Source organism: Bacteroides salyersiae WAL 10018 = DSM 18765 = JCM 12988, from assembly GCF_000381365.1.
Taxonomy (GTDB): Bacteria; Bacteroidota; Bacteroidia; order Bacteroidales; family Bacteroidaceae; genus Bacteroides; species Bacteroides salyersiae.
The window spans coordinates 1,115,278-1,139,860 of the sequence record NZ_KB905467.1; the positions used below are offsets into that span (position 1 = coordinate 1,115,278).

At 40.5% G+C, this 24,583-nt stretch carries 22 protein-coding genes and 2 tRNA genes; 13 read left to right on the forward strand and 11 right to left on the reverse strand.

The annotated features are described in order from the left end of the window. Window positions 1–79: 79 nt before the first annotated feature. Window positions 80–910, reverse strand: coding sequence for an ABC transporter permease (locus HMPREF1532_RS15945; RefSeq protein ID WP_005931739.1), 831 nt, complete (start codon window positions 908–910; stop codon window positions 80–82). A gap of 76 nt (window positions 911–986) precedes the next feature. After that, on the reverse strand, window positions 987–1,607 hold the full coding sequence (locus tag HMPREF1532_RS15950; protein WP_005931742.1) for an ABC transporter ATP-binding protein: 621 nt from the start codon (window positions 1,605–1,607) through the stop codon (window positions 987–989). 241 nt (window positions 1,608–1,848) lie between these two features. On the opposite strand from HMPREF1532_RS15950, the gene HMPREF1532_RS15955 reads away from it, so the two are divergent. From HMPREF1532_RS15955 to HMPREF1532_RS15975, 5 genes are all read left to right on the forward strand, one after another. Next, window positions 1,849–2,319 carry a T9SS type A sorting domain-containing protein gene (locus HMPREF1532_RS15955; RefSeq protein ID WP_005931745.1) on the forward strand — a complete coding sequence of 157 codons (471 nt, stop codon included), beginning with the start codon at window positions 1,849–1,851 and terminating at the stop codon, window positions 2,317–2,319. Then, on the forward strand, window positions 2,316–4,091 hold the full coding sequence (locus tag HMPREF1532_RS15960; protein WP_005931748.1) for a CotH kinase family protein: 1,776 nt from the start codon (window positions 2,316–2,318) through the stop codon (window positions 4,089–4,091). Before HMPREF1532_RS15955 ends, HMPREF1532_RS15960 begins: the two co-directional genes overlap by 4 nt. A gap of 322 nt (window positions 4,092–4,413) precedes the next feature. Next, the gene (locus HMPREF1532_RS15965) at window positions 4,414–4,944 is read left to right on the forward strand and encodes a ferredoxin domain-containing protein (RefSeq protein WP_005931750.1); all 531 of its coding nucleotides are present in this window, start codon (window positions 4,414–4,416) and stop codon (window positions 4,942–4,944) included. 32 nt (window positions 4,945–4,976) lie between these two features. Beyond that, window positions 4,977–6,092, forward strand: a complete 1,116-nt coding sequence (locus HMPREF1532_RS15970) for an agmatine deiminase family protein (protein WP_005931753.1) — start codon at window positions 4,977–4,979, stop codon at window positions 6,090–6,092. Window positions 6,093–6,167: 75 nt separating this feature from the next. Then, entirely contained in the window at window positions 6,168–7,052 is an 885-nt protein-coding gene (locus HMPREF1532_RS15975; RefSeq protein WP_005931757.1) for a carbon-nitrogen hydrolase, read from the forward strand. Between the two features lie 97 nt (window positions 7,053–7,149). Here HMPREF1532_RS15975 and HMPREF1532_RS15980 read toward each other — a convergent pair whose 3' ends face one another. The 3 genes from HMPREF1532_RS15980 to HMPREF1532_RS15990 are packed head-to-tail and all read right to left on the reverse strand — an operon-like array spanning window position 7,150 to window position 10,380. Then, window positions 7,150–7,533, reverse strand: a complete 384-nt coding sequence (locus tag HMPREF1532_RS15980; RefSeq protein ID WP_025819058.1) for a GtrA family protein — start codon at window positions 7,531–7,533, stop codon at window positions 7,150–7,152. Next, window positions 7,534–9,291 carry an aspartate--tRNA ligase gene (gene aspS, locus HMPREF1532_RS15985; protein WP_005931759.1) on the reverse strand — a complete coding sequence of 586 codons (1,758 nt, stop codon included), beginning with the start codon at window positions 9,289–9,291 and terminating at the stop codon, window positions 7,534–7,536. Between the two features lie 60 nt (window positions 9,292–9,351). After that, window positions 9,352–10,380, reverse strand: a complete 1,029-nt coding sequence (locus HMPREF1532_RS15990; RefSeq protein ID WP_005931762.1) for a diacylglycerol/lipid kinase family protein — start codon at window positions 10,378–10,380, stop codon at window positions 9,352–9,354. Between the two features lie 223 nt (window positions 10,381–10,603). Here HMPREF1532_RS15990 and spt point away from each other — a divergent pair, with 223 nt between their 5' ends. After that, on the forward strand, window positions 10,604–11,788 hold the full coding sequence (spt, locus tag HMPREF1532_RS15995) for a serine palmitoyltransferase (protein WP_005931766.1): 1,185 nt from the start codon (window positions 10,604–10,606) through the stop codon (window positions 11,786–11,788). Window positions 11,789–12,343: 555 nt separating this feature from the next. Here spt and HMPREF1532_RS16000 read toward each other — a convergent pair. Continuing rightward, entirely contained in the window at window positions 12,344–12,526 is a 183-nt protein-coding gene (locus tag HMPREF1532_RS16000) for a hypothetical protein (protein WP_005931768.1), read from the reverse strand. 46 nt (window positions 12,527–12,572) lie between these two features. Beyond that, window positions 12,573–12,929 (reverse strand): DUF1622 domain-containing protein, encoded by a 357-nt coding sequence (locus HMPREF1532_RS16005; protein WP_005931772.1) that lies wholly within the window; start codon window positions 12,927–12,929, stop codon window positions 12,573–12,575. 226 nt (window positions 12,930–13,155) lie between these two features. On the opposite strand from HMPREF1532_RS16005, the gene HMPREF1532_RS16010 reads away from it, so the two are divergent. Then, window positions 13,156–13,230: transfer RNA gene (locus HMPREF1532_RS16010), tRNA-Pro, on the forward strand. Between the two features lie 32 nt (window positions 13,231–13,262). Beyond that, window positions 13,263–13,337 (forward strand) — tRNA-Pro (locus HMPREF1532_RS16015). Between the two features lie 47 nt (window positions 13,338–13,384). Here the strand turns inward: HMPREF1532_RS16015 and HMPREF1532_RS16020 are convergent. Next, the gene (locus HMPREF1532_RS16020; protein ID WP_044097553.1) at window positions 13,385–14,089 is read right to left on the reverse strand and encodes a tRNA1(Val) (adenine(37)-N6)-methyltransferase; all 705 of its coding nucleotides are present in this window, start codon (window positions 14,087–14,089) and stop codon (window positions 13,385–13,387) included. Between the two features lie 186 nt (window positions 14,090–14,275). Here HMPREF1532_RS16020 and lon point away from each other — a divergent pair, with 186 nt between their 5' ends. From lon to HMPREF1532_RS16035, 3 genes are read left to right on the forward strand one after another with little or no spacing between them, the layout of a single operon-like run. Beyond that, a complete protein-coding gene (gene lon / locus HMPREF1532_RS16025; RefSeq protein ID WP_044097555.1) occupies window positions 14,276–16,741 on the forward strand; it encodes an endopeptidase La in 2,466 nt (821 codons plus the stop codon). Continuing rightward, complete coding sequence (tgt, locus tag HMPREF1532_RS16030; protein ID WP_005931782.1) at window positions 16,738–17,868, forward strand: tRNA guanosine(34) transglycosylase Tgt; 1,131 nt, start codon at window positions 16,738–16,740, stop codon at window positions 17,866–17,868. Before lon ends, tgt begins: the two co-directional genes overlap by 4 nt. Window positions 17,869–17,873: 5 nt before the next feature. Next, window positions 17,874–18,971 carry an LptF/LptG family permease gene (locus HMPREF1532_RS16035; RefSeq protein ID WP_005931785.1) on the forward strand — a complete coding sequence of 366 codons (1,098 nt, stop codon included), beginning with the start codon at window positions 17,874–17,876 and terminating at the stop codon, window positions 18,969–18,971. Window positions 18,972–19,134: 163 nt separating this feature from the next. On the opposite strand, the gene HMPREF1532_RS16040 is transcribed toward HMPREF1532_RS16035, so the two are convergent. Continuing rightward, entirely contained in the window at window positions 19,135–19,641 is a 507-nt protein-coding gene (locus tag HMPREF1532_RS16040) for a TlpA family protein disulfide reductase (protein ID WP_005931788.1), read from the reverse strand. 266 nt (window positions 19,642–19,907) lie between these two features. On the opposite strand from HMPREF1532_RS16040, the gene serB reads away from it, so the two are divergent. After that, a complete protein-coding gene (gene serB, locus HMPREF1532_RS16045) occupies window positions 19,908–21,131 on the forward strand; it encodes a phosphoserine phosphatase SerB (protein ID WP_005931792.1) in 1,224 nt (407 codons plus the stop codon). Window positions 21,132–21,177: 46 nt separating this feature from the next. Beyond that, on the forward strand, window positions 21,178–22,428 hold the full coding sequence (locus tag HMPREF1532_RS16050; RefSeq protein ID WP_005931795.1) for a DEAD/DEAH box helicase: 1,251 nt from the start codon (window positions 21,178–21,180) through the stop codon (window positions 22,426–22,428). 7 nt (window positions 22,429–22,435) lie between these two features. On the opposite strand, the gene HMPREF1532_RS16055 is transcribed toward HMPREF1532_RS16050, so the two are convergent. Then, window positions 22,436–23,233, reverse strand: coding sequence for a DUF4738 domain-containing protein (locus HMPREF1532_RS16055; protein WP_005931798.1), 798 nt, complete (start codon window positions 23,231–23,233; stop codon window positions 22,436–22,438). A gap of 36 nt (window positions 23,234–23,269) precedes the next feature. Beyond that, window positions 23,270–24,583 carry a UDP-glucose dehydrogenase family protein gene (locus tag HMPREF1532_RS16060; RefSeq protein ID WP_005931801.1) on the reverse strand — a complete coding sequence of 438 codons (1,314 nt, stop codon included), beginning with the start codon at window positions 24,581–24,583 and terminating at the stop codon, window positions 23,270–23,272.

Consider the following 24,583-nt stretch of genomic DNA (forward strand, 5'->3'; position numbering starts at 1 on the left):
TACAAAGCTAACTTAGCTCCCTCTCCCACGGAGAGGGTTGGGGAGAGGCTTTTGTTTATTGATTAGTTACAAAGCTAACTTAGCTCCCTCTCCTACGGAGAGGGTTGGGGAGAGGCTTCTCCTTTTTTTCTACCATAACCTGTAACAGCCTGCCATATGCATCGAATGATTTACGCGATGCAAGTGAGATGGTGATCATCAGTGATAGCATGGAAGCGGTGAATGTAATCACCATAATCATCATTTGATATTTGATGGCCACATTCGGGCTACTGCCTCCCAATATCTGTCCGATCATTGTGCCCGGTAATGCCACCAATCCCATTACGGCGATATTGGCTATCAGAGGGCTGAAAGCTTTTATGATCGCCTGCCGGATGAAAGGAGCTTGTGCTTCCTGACGTGTCGCTCCGTTGCCGAGCAGATAGCAATAGAGTTGCTCTTCCCGTTTCAGACCGCTGTAATAGGTGTTCAAGGCGATGACATTGCTCGAAAGCATGTTTCCCATCAGAATGCCGAAAATAGGAATGAAGTATTGGGCGCTGAATACATTGTCCAGTTGAAGTACTATACCGATAAAGTACATTCCTACCAGAACCACACTACATAGAAAGCCCACACTGATGGGAATCAACAGTATTTTCCGTTTTAATCCGGTACGCGAAAGGGCCGTTTGTCCGGCTACGAATATCATAATGATTACCCACAGAAAGTTTATCCACGGGTTATTCCACAGGAATAAGTATTTCAGATACATCCCGATCAGGAAAAGCTGTACGATCATGCGTGCCGTGCCGATAAGGGTGGCTTTTAACAGACCGGTTTTGAATTTCCACAAATAAAACACCGGTATGATCAGCAGAAGCAAGCCGGTAAGCAGGCTAAGGTAAGATATATCTATTGTTCCCATGAAAATATTTACGATTGAACGGTTGACGGTTAGACGATTGAGATTACATCCCTTTAATAATTGTGATTATCTGATTTTATAATGTGATTATCTGATTACAGCCGTGGGCGAAGGCTTTGCTATGGGATACGGCTAAAACAGCAGCTCCTTGTTCGGCTTGTCTGCATAAAAAAGCCAATACTTTATCTGCAGATTCGGAATCGAGCGCCGAGGTGGGTTCGTCTACTATAATCAGCGGCTTTTTTAATAGGGCGGCCACGGCTATCATAATGCGTTGCCGTTGCCCGCCGGATACTTCCCCTACCCGCTTGTTATACAGTTCTTCATCCAATCCCAATTCTGCAAAGCAGTCGAACAGCATTTTCTTCGAGAAAGGATTGTTTTTGTTAGCTTTCAGTTCAAACGGAAGCCGCACCATCTCCTTTACCCATTCAACGGGCAGTGCCAGTTCTTGGGGAATCCAGGCTGTCTGGCGGCGAATGATGTCAATGGTACTCTTATTTAATTCCAAATCGCCTACGGTGATTGTTCCTTCACGTAACGGTACAAATCCCATAATGGCGTTAAGAAGCGATGTTTTTCCCTTACCCGACTCTCCCGCAATGCAAGCCGTCTCGCCTCTGCGTACTTGCATGCAAAAGCCGGAAAAAAGCACGTCTTCTCCGAAAGCAATACATGCGTTATTTATTTGTAGCATTTATGTCTTAATAATCAGTCTTTTCGGCAAAGGTAGGAAAAATATGGCGCTTCTTTATACTTTATTTGTGAATCTTCACGAAGAATTTATCAGAAAGACGGAGAAAAAATGTTAGCCATACGGGGCACATTTGTGCAAATACGGTAAGTAATTATCGATAAACAGTTAAATAAGATTAATCGGTATGGGGTGTTTCTACTATTCATATGTATTACTACCATAACAATTAAATCTTTTTATTATGAAACACATTTGCATACCTCTATTAGGTATTTTAGGTTGCCTGTATGCTTCTTCGGTCTATGCACAACAGCTTGTTGCACCTGCCGGGAGGGAGTCTCCTGCGGCGTCTTGGGTTATAGGGGAAGTTGTCGGAGGTTATTATCAAACAGATGACTGTATGATCGTTCAGGGAATCTTGTCTTATATCGATCTAAGCTCGTCTGTGGGGTTGGAGACTGATGAGTGGCAGGAGAAAACCGTGATATGGCCTTCTCCGGTCGGCGATTATTTGAATATCTCCATCCCTCCGTCTGCTTCTATGGCTTCTATCAGTATCTATTCACTCAATGGAGTATTGGCAAGACAGTTCAATATACTGAAGTCTCCTTCTACGTATAATGTATCTTCTTTAACTTCCGGTATTTACAGTGTAAAATTAACCGATATCAACGGTAAAACAGTAGTAATAAAAAAAATCATAAAACTATGAAACACATTTTCTTATTGATCAGCTTTTTCATCAGCCTGAATATGTTTGCAATCGATCCTCAGAAAGGATTTAATTATCAAGCCGTTTTGCGGGACGCTTCAGGGATGGTTATAAAAGAACAGAGCGTGACGTTACAGGTTACAATTATGTCGGACAATCAGGTGGCATATAAGGAAACCCACCAGCTCACTACATCGGCCACGGGATATATAAATATGGTTATTGGTAACGGAAGCCGTGTTTTCGGTACATTTGAAAAGATCGACTGGAGCGCTCAAAACCAATCGATTAAGATCAAACTCGATAGAGGGAACGGCTACGAAGAGGTCAGTGCCACGGAATTGGGCAGCGTGCCTTATGCAAAATATGCGGAATATGCTTTGAACAGCAATTCCGAGGATTTTCAGAAGTCGATCGGTGCGTTGAAAAAGACGAATGACAGTCTGGTAAACTGCATCATCGATCTTAAGAAACAATTAGAAGCAAACGAAACGTCTCTAAGTGATTTGCAGGATGCTACTGCCTCATTTTCGGAGTATCAGGAACTGAAAGATAAAAAATACACTTCTATTCTTCCTCCGGAAGGTTTGGGACAGGTTAATATCGACGTGAATCTGAATAACGTGACAAAAGATTATCCCGTTACTGCCAAGCTGACTTATAATGGTGGCAACGGTTACGGTTTTAAGTCGGAAATAGAGATAACCTATCAGGGTTCTTCTTCGATGTCATATCCTAAAAAGAATTTCTCTATCGATCTCGACCGAAAAATAAAATTTGGAGACTGGATACCGATGGATTCTTATCATTTAAAGGCCAATTATATAGATGCTACGCAGGCAAGAAACGTTTGTATGGGGCGTGTTGTAGACGATGTTGCCTATACACTGCCGTTTGAGAAGCAACGTCCGTGGCGTTCGGGTTGGGGAGATAATGTAAAAGGTAATATACTGGATAACGGAGCTAAAGGACATATTGACGGGTTTCCCATAGAGCTGTATATTAACGATGAGTATTATGGTCTTTATACCTGGAATTTGAAGGTACATCGTGATAATTACTGTATGACAAAGTCGAATTACAATCATATTTTGCTGAAAGCGGAAGAGCATAACAATTTCTATGCATTTGTATCAAGTAACTGGGAGATGAAGAATCCTAAAATCGACGGAGTCAGTGGAGCCGGTGATATTCCGGCAGATATCGTAAAAAAGATTTCCCGCCCGTTGGATTGGTTCAATTCAGTGAAAAATAATGCGAGTGCTTTCAAAAGCGGATTCAACAATTATTTCAATAAAGATGCAATGATGGATTATTATATTATTCTGGAGGCATTTTATGCCGACGATGATGTCGATAAAAATCTATCGATGTGCACGTGGGATGGAAGTATCTGGTATTTCCAGTGGTATGATATGGATACGATATTGGGATTGTATTGGAACGGGAGTAAGCTGTTGTCCAGTTCGGGAAGCGTACTGAACTCTCCCGAGCCCGGCGAGAGCGGCAAACGCTTTTGGAATATGTTTTATGCGGCTTTCCAACCGGAAATTGTTGCACGTTGGAATTATCTTAAGACGAATGCGTTGAGCTACAATAATGTAATCGGACGTTTCTCGGATTTTATGTCGCAAATATCACAGGAAGCCTACGAGAAAGACTTTAAGAGATGGCCGGCAATACCGTCTAACAGCAGTTGCTACACCTCTTTGGCACAAATCAGTAAATGGTATCAGGAGCGTTTGGTGTGGATGGATAGTTATTTTAAATAACCCCTACCGTCTGCGTATATACTGATAAAAAGCGTAGATTTACACAAATGATCGCAAATGTGATTTTGCTCTTTGTGTAAATCTGCGTTTTTTTATGTTTTCATTTAATTCTGATTCGTCATAAGAATTATGCTGTATAGCTTCTTCTTAATCACACGAGACAAAAGTTATGTCGAACTCAGGTTAATTTATCTTGGATTGGCTATACTCTTTGCATTATAAGCAAACAGTAAAGGGGATTCTCTGTTAGATAAAGAATTAATTCTTTTTTCCGTTACATTTTTATCTTTATCTTTGCTTAGTGAATTTTAAAAAAGAGATTATGATACAGAACGAACGAGATATTCGTCATGAACATGTGCTTGATGTGGCACGTCAGATGATGACAGCAGCCCGTACGGCTCCGAAAGGAAAGGGAGTGGATATAATAGAAGTTGCTTTGGTTACAGGGGATGATGTAAAAGTACTTTCCGATAAGATGGTTGCAATGGTAGAAGAACATGGTATGAAATTTTTTCTTCGGGATGCCGATAACATATTGAGTGCAGAGGGCATTGTGCTGATAGGTACGCATGAACAGGCTCAGGGTTTGAACTGCGGACATTGCGGATATGCCACTTGTGCCGGTCGTGCAGAAGGAGTGCCTTGTGCTATCAACAGTGTCGATGTCGGCATTGCTATCGGTTCTGCCTGTGCCACAGCAGCCGATATGCGTGTAGATACACGTGTGATGTTCTCTGCGGGATTGGCGGCACAACGGCTTGACTGGTTGAAAGGCTGTAAACAGGTGTATGCCATACCTGTCAGTGCTTCTTCCAAGAATCCGTTCTTTGACCGTAAGCCCAAACAATAGATTTCATAAATTAAAAAAAATAAATCAGGCAGATGGGAATTTTAGTAGGACTTCCCCGTACAGGAGGTTCGGAGAAAGATTTACAATTGAATTTTGGCAAGGTAGCTGATCAGCAGATGGAGGTGCGGAAGCCTTTTCTTCCTGCTGAGTGGTATCCTCAAAGCGGAGTACAATTAACTTGGCCTCATGCAGAGACGGATTGGGCATATATGTTGGAGGAAGTGCAGAAGTGTTTTATCGATATAGCCCGGGAGATAGCGGAAAGAGAGTTGTTATTGATTGTCACCCCTGAACCGGAAGAGGTGAAAAAGCAGATTGCCGCTATTGTGAATATGGAGAATGTCCGTTTTCTGGAATGCGGAACGAATGATACATGGGCGCGTGATCACGGAGCCATTACCATGATGGATGCAGACGGGCCTTCCCTACTCGATTTCACTTTTAACGGATGGGGATTGAAGTTTGCTTCCCATCTTGATAATCAGATTACTCGTCATGCTGTTGAAAATGGAATTCTGAAAGGGCGTTATGTCAATCGTCTCGGTTTTGTGCTCGAAGGGGGATCTATCGAGAGTGACGGTATGGGAACTTTGCTTACTACCTCCGAATGCCTGTTGTCTCCCAACCGTAACGGACAAAAAAATAAAGTGGAAATTGAAGAGTATCTGAAAAGTGTTTTTCAAGTTCGGCAAATATTATGGTTGGATGACGGATATCTGGCCGGTGACGATACGGATAGCCATATCGATACATTGGCACGGTTTTGCCCCGCCGATACCATTGTCTATGTGCAATGTGAAGATGAAACGGATGAGCATTATGAAGCTTTGCAGGCTATGGAAGAGCAGCTTCATTCATTTCGTACATTGAACGGTGAACCTTATCGTCTGTTAGCTTTGCCAATGGCCGATAAAATAGTGGAAGAGGGAGAACGGTTACCTGCCACATATGCTAATTTCTTGATACTGAATGGGACTATCCTCTATCCTACTTATAATCAACCGGAGAATGACAGGCGTGCTTGTGAGGTTTTGCAGGAGGTTTTTCCCGGATATCAGATGGTAGGCATCGACTGTCGCCCTTTGATTAAGCAACACGGTTCCTTGCATTGCGTCACCATGCAATACCCCCTCGGCGTCCTAAAATAGTAACTTCAATCGTAAATCGTAAATTGTCCAATCGTAAATAGCTTTGATTGTTCAATCGTAAATATATTGATATAGATGAGAAAGATACAAGTCGGTTTGATTCAGCAAGCCAATACTTCGGACATCAGAACGAATCTGATGAATTTAGCTAAGAGCATAGAAGCGTGTGCTGCACGTGGTGCACAGCTGATTGTGTTGCAAGAGTTGCACAACTCCCTTTATTTTTGCCAAACGGAAAATACCCTTGTTTTTGATTTAGCGGAATCTATTCCCGGCCCTTCTACCGGATTTTATTCGGAGTTGGCTGCCGCTAACGGGGTCGTTTTGGTAACTTCTTTATTTGAAAAACGTGCTCCGGGATTGTATCATAATACGGCGGTCGTTTTCGACAGTGATGGCAGTATAGCCGGAAAATACCGGAAGATGCATATCCCCGATGATCCGGCCTATTATGAGAAGTTTTATTTTACTCCCGGAGATATCGGCTTCGAACCTGTCCAAACCTCTTTGGGTAAACTTGGCGTGCTTGTATGCTGGGACCAGTGGTATCCGGAAGCAGCCCGACTCATGGCCTTGAAAGGAGCGGAATTGCTGATTTATCCTACCGCCATCGGTTGGGAAAGTTCGGACGCCGATGATGAGAAGATCCGCCAGCTCAATGCATGGATTATCTCTCAACGTGCTCATGCCGTAGCAAACGGCATTCCGGTTATTTCTGTTAACCGTGTGGGGCATGAACCTGATCCTTCGATGCGTACGGATGGAATCCTTTTTTGGGGAAACAGCTTTGTTGCCGGTCCTCAAGGAGAATTGCTGGCGCAAGCTTCCAATGACCGTACAGAGAATATAGTTGTAGAAGTTGATATGGAGCGTTCGGAAAATGTGCGCCGTTGGTGGCCGTTCTTGCGCGACAGAAGAATAGACGAATATGGCGGACTGACAAAACGGTTCCTGGACTGATCTTTCGTTTCACAGTATATATACACAGAGGGCACAGATTTTTGGTTGCTGTACAACTAAAATTCTGTGCCCTCTGTATATTCTCTGTAGTGAATGACTATCGAAAAGTAATTTTTTTGTTTGTTATAAAATTGACTGTTCCATAGATAAATAAACCTAAGAATTGGGCTAAGTACTCATTTACATCCCCTGCTTCTACCAATGAAATAAGAAATAGGAACTGCGCACTATATGCTATACCGAAAGCCATACCAAAGAACAGCATCTGTTTCCAAAGGCTGTTCTTTCTGCTTTCGGTAGGAAATATCCAATATTTGCACCAAATAAAATTGTGTATTTGGGCTATAATATACGCAGTGATATTGGCAGGAATGTAATCGTACGACAACTTCTTCATCATCAGCCAAATGATGAATGCTGTAATCAAAGCATTGAGCGTACCTATTACGGCAAAACGAAAGATGCGTACAGACTCTTTCACTTATTCCTTGATATCTACGATCAGATTCAGTTCATCAAGTTGTGACGGATCGAGTGCTGCCGGAGCATCCAACATCACATCACGACCGGAATTGTTTTTCGGGAATGCAATACAATCGCGGATTGAATCCAGACCTGCAAAGAGCGATACCCAACGGTCGAGACCGTAAGCCAAACCGCCGTGAGGAGGAGCGCCGAATTTGAATGCATTCATCAGGAAGCCAAACTGTTCTTGTGCCTTTTCGGGGGTAAAGCCCAAGATTTCGAACATCTTTGCCTGTAGTTGTGCGTCGTGGATACGGATTGACCCGCCTCCTACTTCCACACCATTGACAACCATATCATAAGCATCTGCGCGAACAGCAGCCGGATCGGTATCCAACAGATGGATATCTTCGTCTTTCGGATGCGTAAACGGATGGTGCATCGCCATCAGACGGCCTTCTTCTTCACTCCATTCAAACATCGGGAAATCTATTACCCAAAGACAAGCAAACTTGTTCTTATCACGCAATCCCAACTGCTTACCCATTTCAAGACGCAGTTCACAAAGTTGTTTCCGGGTCTTCATGGTATCATCGCCGGACAGTATCAAAATCAAATCGCCCGGTTTAGCTCCAAAAGCTTCTTTCATCTGCTGAAGCACCTCTTGTGTATAGAATTTGTCAACACTCGATTTTACCGTACCATCGGCTTCTACACGTGCATATACCATTCCTTTGGCACCGATTTGCGGTCTTTTTACGAATTCCGTCAATGCATCCAATTGCTTACGGGTATAACTTGCAGCACCTTCGGCACAAATACCGCCGATATAGGTCGCATTGTCGAATACGGAAAAGCCGTGACCTTTCATGATATCCATCAATTCTACGAATTTCATTCCGAAACGCAGGTCCGGTTTGTCACTGCCGTAATATTTCATGGCATCGCTCCAAGGCATGCGTATAAACGGCTCTGTCAGTTCCACTCCACGAAGTGTTTTGAACAGATGTTTTGCCATGCCTTCGAATGTAGCGATAATGTCTTCTTGTTCAACGAAGCTCATCTCGCAGTCTATTTGGGTAAATTCCGGTTGACGGTCGGCGCGAAGGTCTTCGTCACGGAAACATTTTGCAATCTGGAAATAACGGTCGAAGCCGGCCACCATTAACAGTTGCTTTAAAGTCTGCGGAGATTGGGGCAAAGCATAAAACTGTCCCGGATTCATACGTGAGGGAACTACAAAATCGCGGGCGCCTTCGGGAGTAGAACCTACCAATACCGGAGTTTCTACTTCGATAAATCCTTGTTCATCCAGATATTTACGTACCTCTATCGTCATTTTATGGCGCAATTCCAAATTGGAACGAACGGCATTACGACGCAGATCGAGATAACGGTATTTCATACGGATGTCATCTCCCCCGTCCGTATTATCTTCAATCGTAAAAGGAGGAGTTACGGCTGCATTTAGAATATTCAGTTCCGATACGATGATTTCGATATCTCCCGTAGGAATATTTGAGTTTTTGCTGAAACGTTCGTTTACAACTCCGGTTATCTGGATAACGAATTCGCGTCCCAGTTTGTTAGCTTGTTCACATAGTTCGGCGTTTACTTCTTCGTTGAAAACCAATTGAGTGATGCCGTAGCGATCGCGGAGATCAATAAAAGTCATACCTCCCATTTTACGGCTGCGCTGTACCCATCCGGACAGCGTTACTTGCTTGTTTACATCAGAGATTCTAAGTTCTCCACACGTGTGTGTTCTAAACATATCCTTAATTTACAATTAGACGATTTACTATTTTACAATTTTGCAAAAGTACACAAATTCTTAATCCTTTCGGGTTAATTTCTTAATAATTTTCTGATTTTTGTGGGTAATGTTGTCTACAATAGCTTCGTTGATCATTCTAATGCCGTTTACGTATTCCTGTGCCCTCTGCAATACATTTGCATTGTCTTTTTCCACGGTTGTTTTGGGCACGATAACCCGTAACCCTTTTTGTATAATTTTGATGTTTACATTCTCATCAGCCTGCATCGGATCACCGTCAAAATGAATGACTCCCGGTTTGGAACGATGAATGCGCAAGTTTTTACAACGGAAAGTTTTGATACGGCTATTTTGATCGATGGTTTTATTGAACAGTTGGAAGGCGAGCGACGGTACGTCCAGAACGGTGAACGGTTCAAGAATGGTAACATCCAGAAGACCGTCTGTCAGGGTGGCTTGTGGTGCTATATAGGCGTTGTTGCCATATTGTGACGCATTCCCGCATGCAATGAGAAATGCCTTATATTTATAGGTACCGTCTTCGGTTTCCAGTTCGTAAGTTTCGGGTTGATAAGTCAGACTCTCCTGCAATGTTTTTTCCAGATAGGTCAATAATCCGCGTTTTCCGGCATTGGCAAATTTCAGACTGACGAAAGCGTCGAATCCTACTCCGCAAGTACAAAAAAAATCTGTACCGTTGATCTTACCATAATCTATAATGTCGCATATCCCGTCGTTGATTATCTCCAATGCCTTTTTAGGCTCCATCGGGATATGCAGATGTCTTGCAAGTCCGTTGCCCGATCCGCATGGGATGATGCCGAGTGCTGTTTCCGTATGTACCAGCGAGCGTCCTATCTCGTTGATCGTTCCGTCACCACCGATAGCTACCACTACATCGGTTTTCATTTCCGCAGCTTGGGCAGCAATCTCTATGGCATGACCGGCTCTTTTTGTATACACCACATCCCAAGTATACTTCTCCTTATCTATTTTTTCGTCTAATAGATTAAGAATAAGCTCCTTACTCTGTGTGCCTGAAATCGGATTGACGATGAATATTAATTTCTTCATGTTTTCGTTCATGCTATATTTTTATCGATTGTGATCGACAAAAGTAATATAAATTTCTAAATTTTAAGTCTCCTCATCTCTCCAAAAGCATAAAGAGCATATTTTTTCTACTAAAAAGAACAGCTGAAAACAAATTTTGTTATCTTTGCCCCCTGTTTTAAACAGTTATTAAGGATAAAAAGGATTTGGACTGTTGTCTATCAGTAACCAATAAGCGAATAATAAATAACAATTCATGGGATTATTACAAGAGAAGTTAGCTAAATACGACTTGCCACAACAGTATATGGCAATGGGCGTATACCCCTATTTTCGTGAGATAGAAGGGAAACAAGGTACAGAGGTGAATATGGGCGGACACAAAGTTCTGATGTTCGGCTCAAACGCATATACCGGCCTTACCGGAGACGAAAGAGTTATTGAAGCTGGTATTAAAGCTATGAAAAAATACGGTTCCGGTTGTGCCGGTTCACGCTTCCTGAATGGTACGCTCGACTTGCATGTGAAGTTGGAGAAGGAATTGGCTGCTTTTGTCGGTAAAGAAGATGCCCTTTGTTTTTCTACCGGATTCACAGTGAATTCTGGTGTAATAGCTTGTTTGACTGATCGTAATGATTATATTATTTGTGATGACCGCGACCACGCTTCTATCGTAGACGGACGTCGTTTATCATTCTCTCAGAATTTGAAGTACAAACACAATGATATGGCCGATCTGGAGAAACAGCTTCAAAAGTGTAATCCGGATTCTGTAAAGCTGATTATCGTGGATGGTGTATTCTCTATGGAAGGTGATTTAGCTAATTTGCCCGAAATAGTGCGTTTGAAACATAAATATAATGCTACTATCATGGTGGACGAAGCTCATGGATTGGGTGTATTCGGAAAACAGGGACGCGGCGTTTGCGACCATTTCGGTCTGACAGACGAAATCGACCTGATTATGGGTACTTTCAGTAAATCGTTGGCTTCTATCGGCGGTTTTATTGCGGCTGACGAGTCGATCATTAACTGGTTGCGCCATACTGCACGTACTTATATTTTCAGTGCTTCCAATACTCCGGCTGCTACGGCTTCTGCTTTAGAAGCTCTTCATATTATCCAGAATGAACCGGAAAGACTTGAAGCGTTGTGGGAAGCTACGAATTATGCATTGAAACGTTTCCGTGAAGCCGGTTTTGAGATTGGTGCTACGGAATCTCCTATCATACCGCTTTATGTACGCGATACAGACAAGACTTTCATGGTTACCAAGTTGGCATTTGATGAAGGGGTGTTTATTAATCCGGTTATTCCGCCGGCATGTGCACCTCAAGATACATTGGTGCGTGTTGCGTTGATGGCTACGCATACGAAAGAACAGATAGATTCTGCGGTAGATAAGTTGGTGAAATGCTTCAAGCAACTGGAAATTCTCTAAAAATCCTATCATTTAAGAAATATGAAGAAGAGAGGTGTTCAATATCAGAATGCCTCTCTTTTTTTTAACATTGTTAATTGTCTTTTTCAAGTATTGCTTTCTGTCCGGACAAACTATTAATTTCTTAAGTGTAAGAATACGTATTCTTGCATGTAAAGAATGCATTTTAACACAGTCTTAATATTAATGTTTTCCCGCGAGGAATAGTTATTCGTTTTCTTAGAAAAATATTCATTTATGCATTTGATATATAATGCTTTATCTAATAGGGGTTACCTTCTGTAAAATTATCCTGGTCGGTCGGATTTCAAAAGACACTTTTCTTGTACTTGTCAATATGACAATTAACTTCAATTATATATTTTAAATATACGTACCATATTTTTTGATTTTTTTTATTGGGTACTTTGCTTTCGGATTATCGTATGAACTTTATATTATTGATGTTTTTAGTTTTTTATTATGATGGAGTAATAGTGAATTATGTTAATCCCAATCAAGAAATGTGTTTGTTTTTTTCTTGGTTGGGATCATTTTGTTTTACTTTTCCTGTAATTATCCTCTGCTTCCGAGGCTGTTTAGATCGGGATTTAGTTCCTTAACTACTTCCTGAACCTCTTTTTTGGTGACTTTACTGTATACTGCTATTTGTTGTCCAGGCAATACCTCTTGTTTCTTACTTTCAATCTTCAATTGCACTTTTCCTTTTTTAGAGGAAACTTTTTTCTTTGTATCCATATCTTTTGGGTTTAAGTTAATGCTTCTGTAAACAGAACGAGTTCTTTTATGGTTCACCGGATTCTTCGTTTTCTGCTTCTAATTCTTTAATTTCTTTATTTAGGAATACAGATAATACTGTGCGTAGTACAACGATTCCTCCTAAAATGGCAAGTTCGTTGAGAGTCGGTTCCAATACGGTTTTCAAAATATCCGAAGCGATGAGAAATTCAAGACCTAAGAGTAGGTAAGTCCCGAAAGTAGCCCGTAGTCTCCGGATATTGATTGAGGTGTATTTTCCGGTGAATCTTTTCAATTCATTAATTATAAATGCAATAAATGCGATTAAGGCCCCGTAGGTTACGATGAGCAGACTTATCACACTAATGATAGTAGCGAGAAGATTTAGAAATTGTATAAACATAGTCTTGTTTTATATTTATTATATTAATAATACATTTGGTAGGGTGGTTTGGTTCATTCTCATTGTTAATAATATTTTTTTCTTTGAATAAAAAATGATTAGATAAGTAGATGAAGACCAATATGTTGAAAAATAAATGGTAAAAATATTAAGTTTGAGTATTGTTAATTTAAAAATACTCTCTATCTTTGCACCGCTTTTCGATAGAACACCACGTTATTTTATTCGGGGTGTAGCGCAGTCCGGTTAGCGCACCTGCTTTGGGAGCAGGGGGTCGTGGGTTCGAATCCCGCTACCCCGACAGTAAAAAAGAAGTTCGATCTGAAAAGTTTTCGGGGTGTAGCGCAGTCCGGTTAGCGCACCTGCTTTGGGAGCAGGGGGTCGTGGGTTCGAATCCCGCTACCCCGACAATATAAAAAACAGTTACATGAATTCATGTAGCTGTTTTTTTGTTATTACATTTTCAGATAGTATTCTTTTGTCAGGTCAATATATTCCCGGCTATATTCGTGTCGGGTCAGTTCAATTATCATGTTTTCTATTTGACACTTTTGGTCTTGAAAATTAAAGGTTATCAGACTACGTTTGGGGGAAAGTCCTGGTTTTGTTATTATATTCAGTTGTTTATAGGGATATAAGGAATAATTGAGGGCTATTTCTTTAACTCTATCTGAAACATCGGCAGGAACAATGACGGTGAATGCACCATCTGCTGAAAGAAGTTGCGATACTCCTTCTAATAATTCTTTGTAAGTAAGCTCATTGTCATGCCGTGCAGTATTTCGTTGTTGGTTAGGGCATTTTAGAGAGTCTGTAAAATAGGGAGGGTTGGAAACAATGACATCAAACTGTGCGGTAGAAGTATAATGTTTGAAATCGGCTTCTACTACTTCTATCCTATCCTGCCATGGAGAATGTGACACATTTTCTATGGCCTGTCTGACGGCGGAGCAATCTATTTCCAATGCAACGATAAAAGCTTTGCTGCGTTGGGCAAGCATTAAGGCAACTAAACCGGTGCCGGTTCCGATATCAAGTATTCTTTGTGCGCCATCAACATGAGGCCACGCTCCTAAAAGTACCCCATCTGTTCCTACTTTCATAGCACATTTGTCATGCCATACGGTAAATTGTTTGAATTGAAAATATGAATTCGCCATTTTAGTATGTATTGTGAGATTTGCCAAAAATAAATAATTTTTATGAGACAACGTTGGATAACTGTTATTATTTGGCATTGTTTTTGTGTTTTTATCGTACATGGGCTTTATTATTAATGAATAATCGTTTACCTTTGCAAACAATTTATGCCCATATAAATGACATAAACTAATTTAAAAGAAATGATGAAAGAAAAATATTTTATGGAAGATTCAGATGATAATGCCTTTTCACTGATTGCCGATTTTGAAGGGAATGAAGAACAGATGTTCGATGTGAAAACTAAATCAGGTGATACTCTTCCGGTCCTCCCCCTTCGTAATATGGTGCTGTTTCCCGGAGTATTTATGCCTGTTTCTGTAGGTAGAAAATCCTCGTTGAGATTGATACGTGAGGCTGAAAAGAAAGGTATGAATATAGCAGTAATCTGTCAGAAAGCTGCCCAAATAGACGAACCGCAATTTGAAGATTTACATACCATTGGTACCATTGGTAAAATTGTACGTATTCTGGAAATGCCGGATCAGACTACCACTGTGATTTTGCAGGGACTGAAACGGTTGGAATTGAAGAATATTACAGAAGTTTATCCGTATTTGAAAGGGCAGGTCGAAATTAAAGACGAAGAAATCCCGGATAAAACAGATAAGGAATTTCAAGCTTTGGTAGAAACTTGCAAAGATCTGACTATAAGATATATAAAGTCTTCGGATTCCTTACATCAAGATTCTGCATTTGCTATTAAGAATATTAATAATCATATGTTCTTGGTAGATTTTATTTGTACGAACCTACCTTTGAAGAAGGATGAAAAAATAGAGTTGTTACGTTACGATTCTCTAAGAGAACGTACATACCGTTTGCTGGAAATATTGAATAGGGAGGTACAGTTGGCTGAAATTAAAGCATCTATTCAGATGCGTGCCCGTGAAGATATTGATCAACAGCAGCGTGAATATTTCTTGCAACAACAGATCAAGACCATTCAAGACGAATTGGGTGGCAGTGGTCAGGAACAGGAAATAGAAGAAATGCGAAATAAGTCGTATAGGATGAAATGGGGTGAGGAAATACAGGCGATTTTCTTGAAAGAACTGGCTAAACTGGAACGTTCTCATCCGCAATCTCCTGATTATAGTGTGCAGTTGAATTATTTGCAGACAATGCTTAGTTTGCCTTGGGGGATTTATACGACAGATAATTTGAATCTGAAGAATGCCGAGAAGACCTTGAATAAAGATCATTATGGTTTGGAAAAAGTAAAAGAACGTATTCTTGAGCATTTGGCTGTCCTTAAGTTGAAGGGCGATATGAAGTCACCTATTATCTGTTTATATGGCCCTCCGGGAGTCGGCAAAACTTCTTTGGGAAAATCGATTGCTGCTGCTTTGAAGCGGAAATATATTCGTATGTCTTTGGGTGGAGTGCACGATGAAGCCGAAATTCGTGGACATCGTAAAACCTACATCGGTGCTATGCCGGGACGAATCATCAAAAGCCTGGTAAAAGCCGGTTCTTCGAATCCTGTGTTTATCTTGGATGAGATTGATAAAGTCAGTGCAGACCGCCAGGGGGATCCGTCATCTGCTTTATTGGAAGTGCTTGATCCGGAACAAAATACTGCATTTCATGATAATTTTTTGGATGTGGATTATGATTTGTCAAGAGTGATGTTTATTGCTACGGCTAATAATCTGAATACAATTCCCGGGCCGTTGTTGGATCGTATGGAGTTGATTGAAGTTAGCGGCTATATCACGGAGGAGAAAGTTGAGATTGCCCGTAAGCATTTGGTTCCAAAAGAATTGGAAGCAAATGGAATGAAGAAGACGGATATTAAGATTCCGAAGGATACTTTGGAAGCCATTATTGAATCATATACTCGCGAAAGCGGTGTGCGTGAGCTGGAGAAGAAGATAGGTAAGATCTTGCGTAAATCAGCACGCCAGTATGCTACTGATGGTTATTTTGCAAAAACGGAAATTAAACCGGCCGATTTATATGATTTTCTTGGAGCGCCTGAATATACACGTGATAAATACCAGGGAAATGATTATGCAGGTGTTGTGACAGGTTTGGCATGGACTGCTGTTGGGGGCGAAATTCTGTTTGTCGAGACCAGTTTAAGCCGTGGTAAAGGTGGTCGTTTGACGTTGACGGGTAATCTGGGTGATGTGATGAAAGAATCTGCAATGTTGGCACTGGAGTATATTAAAGCGCATGCTTCATTGTTGAACTTGGATGAAGAAATATTCGACAATTGGAACATACATATTCATGTTCCGGAAGGTGCTATTCCGAAAGATGGCCCTTCGGCGGGTATAACAATGGCTACCTCGTTGGCTTCGGCTTTGACGCAACGTAAGGTGAAGGCTAATCTGGCAATGACCGGAGAGATAACTCTTCGTGGGAAAGTGCTTCCTGTAGGTGGAATTAAAGAAAAAATCCTTGCTGCCAAGCGTGCAGGAATTAAGGAGATTATTATGAGTGCTGAAAATAAGAAAAACATAGATGAAATTCAGGATATTTATTTGAAAGGCTTGACTTTCCACTATGTTACTGATGTGAAAGAAGTATTTACTATCGCATTGACTGATGAGAAAGTAACTGATGCTATTGATTTATCTGTAAAGAAAGCCAGCCAGGAATGACATTTGAATTACAATATACAGACGCAAAAAGTAATGCCCGTGCAGGTTTGATTACAACGGACCACGGGCAGATACAAACTCCTATATTTATGCCTGTGGGTACTCTTGGTACAGTGAAAGGAGTACATTTGACGGAGTTGAAAGAGGATATTCAGGCACAGATCATATTAGGTAATACTTATCATCTCTATTTGCGCCCGGGATTGGATGTCATTGAAAGAGCCGGCGGATTGCATAAATTCAATGGGTTTGATCGTCCGATGCTGACCGATAGCGGTGGATTTCAGGTTTTCTCATTAGCCGGTATTCGCAAATTGCGTGAAGAAGGTGCCGAATTCCGTTCGCACATCGATGGTAGTAAACATATTTTCACTCCTGAAAAGGTGATGGATATTGAGCGTACGATTGGTGCGGATATTATGATGGCATTTGATGAATGTCCTCCGGGAGACTCTGATTATGCATATGCCAAAAAGTCATTAGGACTGACACATCGCTGGCTTGATAGATGCATTCAGCGATTCAATGAAACAGAGCCCAAATATGGTTATAACCAATCTCTTTTTCCAATTGTGCAGGGATGTGTATATACTGATCTGAGAAAACAATCAGCGGAGTTTGTTGCTTCCAAGAATGCAGACGGAAATGCAATTGGTGGTTTGGCTGTGGGTGAACCGGTAGATAAGATGTATGAAATGATCGAGGTAGTGAATGATATTCTGCCGAAAGACAAGCCACGTTATTTAATGGGAGTCGGTACACCGGTTAATATTCTCGAAGGTATTGAGCGAGGAGTCGATATGTTTGATTGTGTGATGCCTACACGTAACGGGCGTAACGGAATGTTGTTCACGAAAGACGGCATTATGAATATGCGTAATAAAAAATGGGAGACGGACTTCTCCCCTATTGAAGCCGATGGTGCTTCTTGTGTAGATACCTTGTATAGTAAAGCGTATTTACGCCATCTGTTTCATGCACAGGAGTTGCTGGCTATGCAGATTGCTTCTATTCATAATCTGGCTTTTTATCTTTGGCTGGTAGGTGAAGCGCGCAAACACATTATTGCAGGAGATTTTTCTACTTGGAAGCCAATGATGGTAAAAAGAGTGTCAACAAGATTATAAATTAAATGAAAAGCAATCGATTTATCAAACTGCTGGACTGGTATATCATCAAGAAATTCTTGGGGACGTACGTGTTTGCCATTGCATTGATCATCTCCATCGCTGTGGTGTTCGATTTCAATGAGAAGATGGATAAGTTTATGGAACGTGAAGCTCCGTGGTCAGCGATCGTTTTTGATTATTACATGAACTTTATTCCCTATTTTGCGAATTTGTTCAGTCCGTTGTTTGTGTTTATTGCTGTCATTTTCTTTACATCAAAATTAGCGGAGAACTCGGAAATTATTGCTATGTTCTCTACGGGAATGAGCTTTAAACGTTTGATGCGCCCTTATATGATTTCTGCAGCGGTTATTGCTGTTGCCACTTTTATGTTAGGGTCCTACGTTATTCCGAAAGGTAGTGTGACTCGTTTGAATTTTGAGGATAGATATGTTAAATCTAAGAAGAAAGGGAGCGCAACGAATGTACAACTTGAAGTGGATAGTGGTGTAATTGCTTATATCGATCGGTATCAAGATTATAATAAAACCGGTAATCGATTCTCTCTTGACAAGTTTGTTGATAAAAAGTTGGTATCTCACCTAACGGCTCGTCGGATTGTTTATGATACGACTACTGTGAATAAATGGACGATTCATGACTACATGATACGTGAGTTGGATGGATTAAAGGAGAATATTATCAAGGGAGACAGGCTCGATACTATCATCAATATGGATCCGACGGACTTTCTTATTATGAAGAATCAGCAGGAAATGCTTACCAGCCCTCAATTGAGCGAATATATTGATAAGCAGCGTCGGCGTGGGTTTGCTAATATCAAAGAGTTTGAGATTGAATATCATAAACGCATTGCGATGTCTTTCGCTTCATTTATTCTTACCGTGATTGGACTATCGCTTTCGTCAAAGAAAACGAAAGGAGGAATGGGACTTCATCTGGGAATTGGATTGGCATTGAGTTTTTCATATATTCTTTTCCAGACTATTACTTCTACATTTGCGGTGAATGGCAATGTGCCTCCTGTCGTTGCTGTCTGGATACCCAATATACTATATGCGTTTATCGCATTCTATTTATATAAGAAAGCACCCAAATAGAATCAGAAAACTCTTACCGGGTGAGGTAAAGAAAAAGTCCCGCTTACTATTAAAAGTTAGCGGGACTCTTTTTGTTGTATTCATTTCCTCTTTTGTCTGTTTCCGGCCCTTTTGATATATCCGGAAAATTCCCCTTCCTCCCTGCGTTTTAATAATGTAGATTTTATCCTAATTCTTTTACGCGGGCAGAAAGTTCTGCAGCAGAGATGTTTTTGGCTATGATAACACCATTTCCATCCAATAAATAGTTAGTGAAACCCCGGTTCAAACGGTATTTTTTAAATAAGCCGGAATCTTCGCCTTTAGTTTCCACGAAACAGGTGGGCGTAACTATTTGGTCCTTACGAATAGTTTCCTCGAATACCGATCGGTATTCATCAAATGATATAGAAACCATTTTCACATTTGGGGCATCAGACCGGAGTGCGTTATTTAAACTAACGTTTTGCATCCGTGACTGTGCATCGTAACTTGCCCAAAAACTAAGCAATACATAACGGCCTTTGAAATCGGCCAGTTTAAGAGGGTATTGCTCCCCTGATGTAGATTCGATTCGAAAATCCGGGGCTACATCTCCCACGCTTAAGCCTCCTGTTGGTTTATCTTTTTCAACGAAAGCGGTCAAGGAACAAATTAGTAATACAACAAAAATCCATTTTACATGTCTCATGTAATTCGGTTTTGGTTAATACTATTCGGGACTGTCCTTAAACAGTGGTTTCTTCCCGAAACATTATCTTTATCCAGGCTTCAATGGAGAGGAATCCGTTGATTGTCAATGCCTTTGATTTAGAAACCGGGCGCAAAGGTAGGTATTTATTAAATTAACTTCCAAATAAACAAGCAGATTTCTTACTTTTCAGGTGTATTTTTTTATGTTCTTTAGCATAGAAACCGGCTTTTTTCCCTATTTTTGCAGGATTAAATGAACTTTTTATGCAACTGTCAAATACTGAACTCATTCTTATCCGTATTACCGGTGAAGATCGTCCTGGGCTGACGGCTTCTGTGACGGAAATATTGGCAAAATATGATGCTACAATTTTGGACATCGGGCAAGCGGATATTCATAATACTCTTTCGTTAGGCATACTTTGTATGACTGAAGAACAAAATTCCGGATTCATTATGAAAGAGTTACTTTTCAAAGCTTCGTCTTTAGGAGTAACTATTCGTTTTTATCCTATTTCAACAGAGGAATATGAAAGTTGGGTGAAAATGCAAGGAAAGAATCGTTATATTCTTACCTTATTAGGCCGTAAGCTTTCTGCTCGACAGATTGCTGCAACTACCCGTATTCTTGCAGAACAGGGAATGAATATTGATGCGATTAAGCGTTTGACAGGTCGTATTCCTTTAAACGAATGTGAGTCGCGTACACGTGCTTGTATCGAGTTTTCTGTTCGTGGTACGCCTAAAGACCGTATTGTGATGCAGGAACAACTGATGAAACTGGCCAGCGAACTCGAGATGGATTTTTCTTTTCAACTTGACAATATGTATCGACGGATGCGTAGGTTGATCTGTTTTGATATGGATTCTACGCTGATTGAAACCGAGGTTATTGATGAATTGGCAATACGTGCCGGAGTGGGTGATCAAGTGAAGAAGATAACAGAACGGGCTATGCGTGGTGAAATTGATTTTATCGAGAGTTTTCGTGAGCGTGTTGCTTTGCTCAAAGGCTTGGATGAATCGGTGATGCAGGAAATTGCGGAGAATCTGCCTATAACGGAAGGCGTAGACCGGCTGATGTATGTTTTGAAAAAATATGGTTATAAAATTGCTATTCTTAGTGGTGGCTTTACTTATTTTGGAAAATATTTGCAGCAGAAATATGGTATAGACTATGTATATGCCAATGAATTGGAAATCATAGACGGTAAACTGACCGGTCGTTATTTAGGTGATGTAGTGGATGGAAAACGGAAAGCTGAGCTTCTTCGTTTAATAGCACAGGTTGAAAAAGTAGATATAGCACAGACTATTGCCGTTGGTGATGGAGCTAATGATTTGCCGATGTTAGGTATCGCCGGGTTGGGTATTGCATTTCATGCAAAGCCTAAAGTAGTGGCCAATGCCGAGCAGTCTATTAATACGATCGGATTGGATGGGGTGCTTTATTTCCTTGGTTTTAAAGATTCGTATTTGAATATGTAGAATCTCTCAATAATTTGATATTAGTAATTTGTATAATTAGCATAAAATGAAGTTTTCCGAATTAAAACTAAATGACCGCGTACTTGAAGCACTTGATGCAATGAGATTTGATGAGTGTACACCAGTGCAAGAGCAAACGATACCTGTTATCCTTGATGGTAAGGACTTGATTGCAGTTGCTCAAACAGGTACCGGTAAGACGGCTGCTTTTTTACTCCCGGTATTGAACAAACTTTCTGAGGGTGGACATCCGGAAGATGCCATCAATTGTATTGTTATGTCCCCTACCCGGGAATTAGCGCAGCAGATTGATCAGCAGATGGAAGGTTTTTCTTATTTTATGCCGGTATCCAGTGTGGCTGTGTATGGAGGAAATGATGGAGTGCTATTTGAACAGCAGAAAAAAGGACTTAGCCTTGGAGCTGATGTTGTGATTGCAACTCCGGGACGATTGATAGCTCATCTCAGTTTGGGATATGTGGATTTGTCTAAAGTATCTTATTTTATTTTGGATGAAGCTGATCGCATGCTTGACATGGGATTCTATGAAGATATTATGCAAATTGTGAAGTATCTGCCTAAAGAGCGACAGACTATTATGTTTTCGGCGACTATGCCTGCCAAAATCCAACAGCTTGCGAAAACGATTTTGAATAATCCGGTAGAAGTGAAGTTAGCTGTATCCAAGCCGGCAGAAAAGATTGTTCAGGCAGCATATGTATGTTATGAAAATCAGAAATTGGGTATTGTTCGTAGCCTTTTTGCGGAGGAAGTTCCAGAACGTGTAATCATTTTCGCATCTTCTAAAATCAAAGTGAAAGAGGTTGCAAAAGCTCTTAAAATGATGAAGTTAAATGTTGGGGAGATGCACTCGGACCTTGAACAGGCCCAAAGAGAGTTTATCATGCATGAATTTAAGTCGGGTAGAATCAATATTTTGGTAGCAACTGATATTGTGTCCAGGGGGATTGATATTGATGATATTCGTCTGGTGATAAACTTTGATGTTCCTCATGATAGTGAAGACTATGTGCATCGTATCGGACGTACCGCCCGTGCCAATAATGACGGTGTAGCAATTACATTTGTAAACGAAAAGGAGCAGACTAATTTTAAGCATATTGAAAATTTCCTGGAAAAAGATATATATAAGATCCCAGTACCATCGGAATTGGGCGAAGCACCGGCGTATAAGCCGCGTAATACTGGGACAGGGAATGGCAATCGGTCACGAAATTTTCGTAAAGGAGGAGGAAAGAGATCAGGTGGAGATCATCGATCAAAAAGTAGAAAATAACCCTTTTTTATTTAGCTGTATAAATTGTTAATTTTCCGTCAAAAGAAACCGATAGGTCTGCAATGTTGCATACGGAACTTTCCGGTATACAAACTGTAGCTTGATAATGAAAACCTTTACGATCGACATTTTTGAAATTCATCTCGGATAAGATGGATTGTTGTAGGAAGTCGGTGGAAATTACATTTTCAAGCATTTGTTTGGTTATATCACTTGAGAATAAACATTTTCTACCTTCATATATGCATATGTGCATGATGTTGTCATAATAGATATTATCCATACTGATGCCCTCTTCAGAGTAGGTTGTTTTTATTACCTTTATTTTAGAAGGGTTGATGTATACATATGCTCTATAACGGATTCCGTTATAAAAAACTACGCTATCTTTTTGGGTGACTTCTGTATAAATCGGAATGATCTCCACTGGCTTTCCAGAAAATGCCAATGAATCGTTCGGATCTTCCGATTTATGAAGTTTTACGATGTTATCTGCCAGAGAATGAAATGAAAAACTGTATTCCGTTTGTTTATCAATTTGATAACGTGCCAATTCATTGCCAAAAGTATATAGGGTATCTTTTATTATTTTGAAGTATACAGGAGTACTTTGCGAATTTGCATAATAAATTGTATCACCTTTGATAAACAGTAAAGGAATGTCACTCTCATCATCGATCCAGATTCCCTGCATCAATTCTTTGGCTTTGACATTTTCTGATTGCTCTAAAGAGTTTTGCTTTTTAGTATTATTGCACGCTATCAACAAAATCGTCAATAACGATGTCGTTATAAACTTAATCATCTATTTAATTTTGTGCAAAATTAAGCAATTATCTTTTCATTTCCCAATACAACGGTATATGAATCCTTGCTCTTCCATTTCTTTTTTATCATAAATGTTACGACCATCCAAAACAATAGGTTGCGTCATTGTTTTTTTAATAACTGGCCATGATGGTAAACGAAATTCTTTCCATTCGGTGACTAACATCAAAACATCGGTATCAAGTACGGCATCATACATGTCGTGTGCATAATATACACTGTCTCCGATTCTTCTTTTACATTCTTCCATAGCTGCCGGATCATATACCCGAATTTTACAACCGGCCTGTCTTAACTTGTCTATGAGGACCAATGCGGGTGCTTCACGCATATCATCAGTTTCGGGTTTGAAAGCGAGTCCCCAAATTGCTATCGTTTTATCCTTTAACTTATTATTGAATAATTTCAAAAGCTTTTCAAATAAAGCACTTTTTTGTATTTCATTGACCTCTTCTACAGCACGTAATACGCGCATGTCATATCCGTTTTGTTCTGCTGTCTTTATCAAAGCCTTGACATCTTTTGGAAAACAAGAGCCTCCATATCCTATTCCCGGATAAAGGAACTTACGTCCGATTCGAGTATCTGAACCAATACCACTGCGTACCATATTTACATCTGCCCCGACAAGTTCACATAGATTGGCTATGTCATTCATAAAGCTGATACGGGTAGCTAACATTGAATTAGCTGCATATTTAGTCATTTCTGCCGAAGGGATATCCATAAAAATGACACGGAAATTATTTAGCAAGAATGGTTTGTATAGTTTAGACATAATTTTTTTAGCACGTTCAGACTCCACTCCTACTACTACACGATCCGGACTCATAAAATCACTAATGGCATTTCCCTCTTTTAAGAATTCCGGATTGGAAGCAACATCAAATTCTATTGTTACTCCTCTTTGGTCTAATTCTTTCTGGATAACATTACGTACTTTTTGTGCTGTTCCAACGGGTACGGTACTTTTGGTGACCACTAATTTGTATTTGTTCATGTTTTGTCCGATAGTACGTGCTACGGCAAGTACATAACTAAGATCGGCACTTCCATCTTCATCAGGAGGAGTACCAACTGCGCTAAAGATAACTTCCACATCATTAAGACAACTTTCTAAAGAAGTTGTAAATTTCAGGCGTCCTGATTTTGTATTGCGGAGTACCATCTCTTCCAATCCAGGCTCATAAATAGGAATCACTCCCTCTTCAAGAGCTTTTATTTTTTTTATATTGGTATCAACACATGTTACATCCACACCTATTTCTGCAAAACAAGTCCCTGTAACTAGTCCGACATATCCAGTTCCTACAATTGCTATTTTCAT

Coding starts and splice junctions, on each gene's coding strand:
- HMPREF1532_RS15945 (WP_005931739.1), bottom strand. CDS start 910: ATGGGAACAATAGATATATCTTACCTTAGCCTGCTTACCGGCTTGCTT.
- HMPREF1532_RS15950 (WP_005931742.1), bottom strand. CDS start 1,607: ATGCTACAAATAAATAACGCATGTATTGCTTTCGGAGAAGACGTGCTT.
- HMPREF1532_RS15955 (WP_005931745.1), top strand. CDS start 1,849: ATGAAACACATTTGCATACCTCTATTAGGTATTTTAGGTTGCCTGTAT.
- HMPREF1532_RS15960 (WP_005931748.1), top strand. CDS start 2,316: ATGAAACACATTTTCTTATTGATCAGCTTTTTCATCAGCCTGAATATG.
- HMPREF1532_RS15965 (WP_005931750.1), top strand. CDS start 4,414: ATGATACAGAACGAACGAGATATTCGTCATGAACATGTGCTTGATGTG.
- HMPREF1532_RS15970 (WP_005931753.1), top strand. CDS start 4,977: ATGGGAATTTTAGTAGGACTTCCCCGTACAGGAGGTTCGGAGAAAGAT.
- HMPREF1532_RS15975 (WP_005931757.1), top strand. CDS start 6,168: ATGAGAAAGATACAAGTCGGTTTGATTCAGCAAGCCAATACTTCGGAC.
- aspS (WP_005931759.1), bottom strand. CDS start 9,291: ATGTTTAGAACACACACGTGTGGAGAACTTAGAATCTCTGATGTAAAC.
- HMPREF1532_RS15990 (WP_005931762.1), bottom strand. CDS start 10,380: ATGAACGAAAACATGAAGAAATTAATATTCATCGTCAATCCGATTTCA.
- spt (WP_005931766.1), top strand. CDS start 10,604: ATGGGATTATTACAAGAGAAGTTAGCTAAATACGACTTGCCACAACAG.
- HMPREF1532_RS16000 (WP_005931768.1), bottom strand. CDS start 12,526: ATGGATACAAAGAAAAAAGTTTCCTCTAAAAAAGGAAAAGTGCAATTG.
- HMPREF1532_RS16005 (WP_005931772.1), bottom strand. CDS start 12,929: ATGTTTATACAATTTCTAAATCTTCTCGCTACTATCATTAGTGTGATA.
- HMPREF1532_RS16020 (WP_044097553.1), bottom strand. CDS start 14,089: ATGGCGAATTCATATTTTCAATTCAAACAATTTACCGTATGGCATGAC.
- lon (WP_044097555.1), top strand. CDS start 14,276: ATGAAAGAAAAATATTTTATGGAAGATTCAGATGATAATGCCTTTTCA.
- tgt (WP_005931782.1), top strand. CDS start 16,738: ATGACATTTGAATTACAATATACAGACGCAAAAAGTAATGCCCGTGCA.
- HMPREF1532_RS16035 (WP_005931785.1), top strand. CDS start 17,874: ATGAAAAGCAATCGATTTATCAAACTGCTGGACTGGTATATCATCAAG.
- HMPREF1532_RS16040 (WP_005931788.1), bottom strand. CDS start 19,641: ATGAGACATGTAAAATGGATTTTTGTTGTATTACTAATTTGTTCCTTG.
- serB (WP_005931792.1), top strand. CDS start 19,908: ATGCAACTGTCAAATACTGAACTCATTCTTATCCGTATTACCGGTGAA.
- HMPREF1532_RS16050 (WP_005931795.1), top strand. CDS start 21,178: ATGAAGTTTTCCGAATTAAAACTAAATGACCGCGTACTTGAAGCACTT.
- HMPREF1532_RS16055 (WP_005931798.1), bottom strand. CDS start 23,233: ATGATTAAGTTTATAACGACATCGTTATTGACGATTTTGTTGATAGCG.
- HMPREF1532_RS16060 (WP_005931801.1), bottom strand. CDS start 24,583: ATGAAAATAGCAATTGTAGGAACTGGATATGTCGGACTAGTTACAGGG.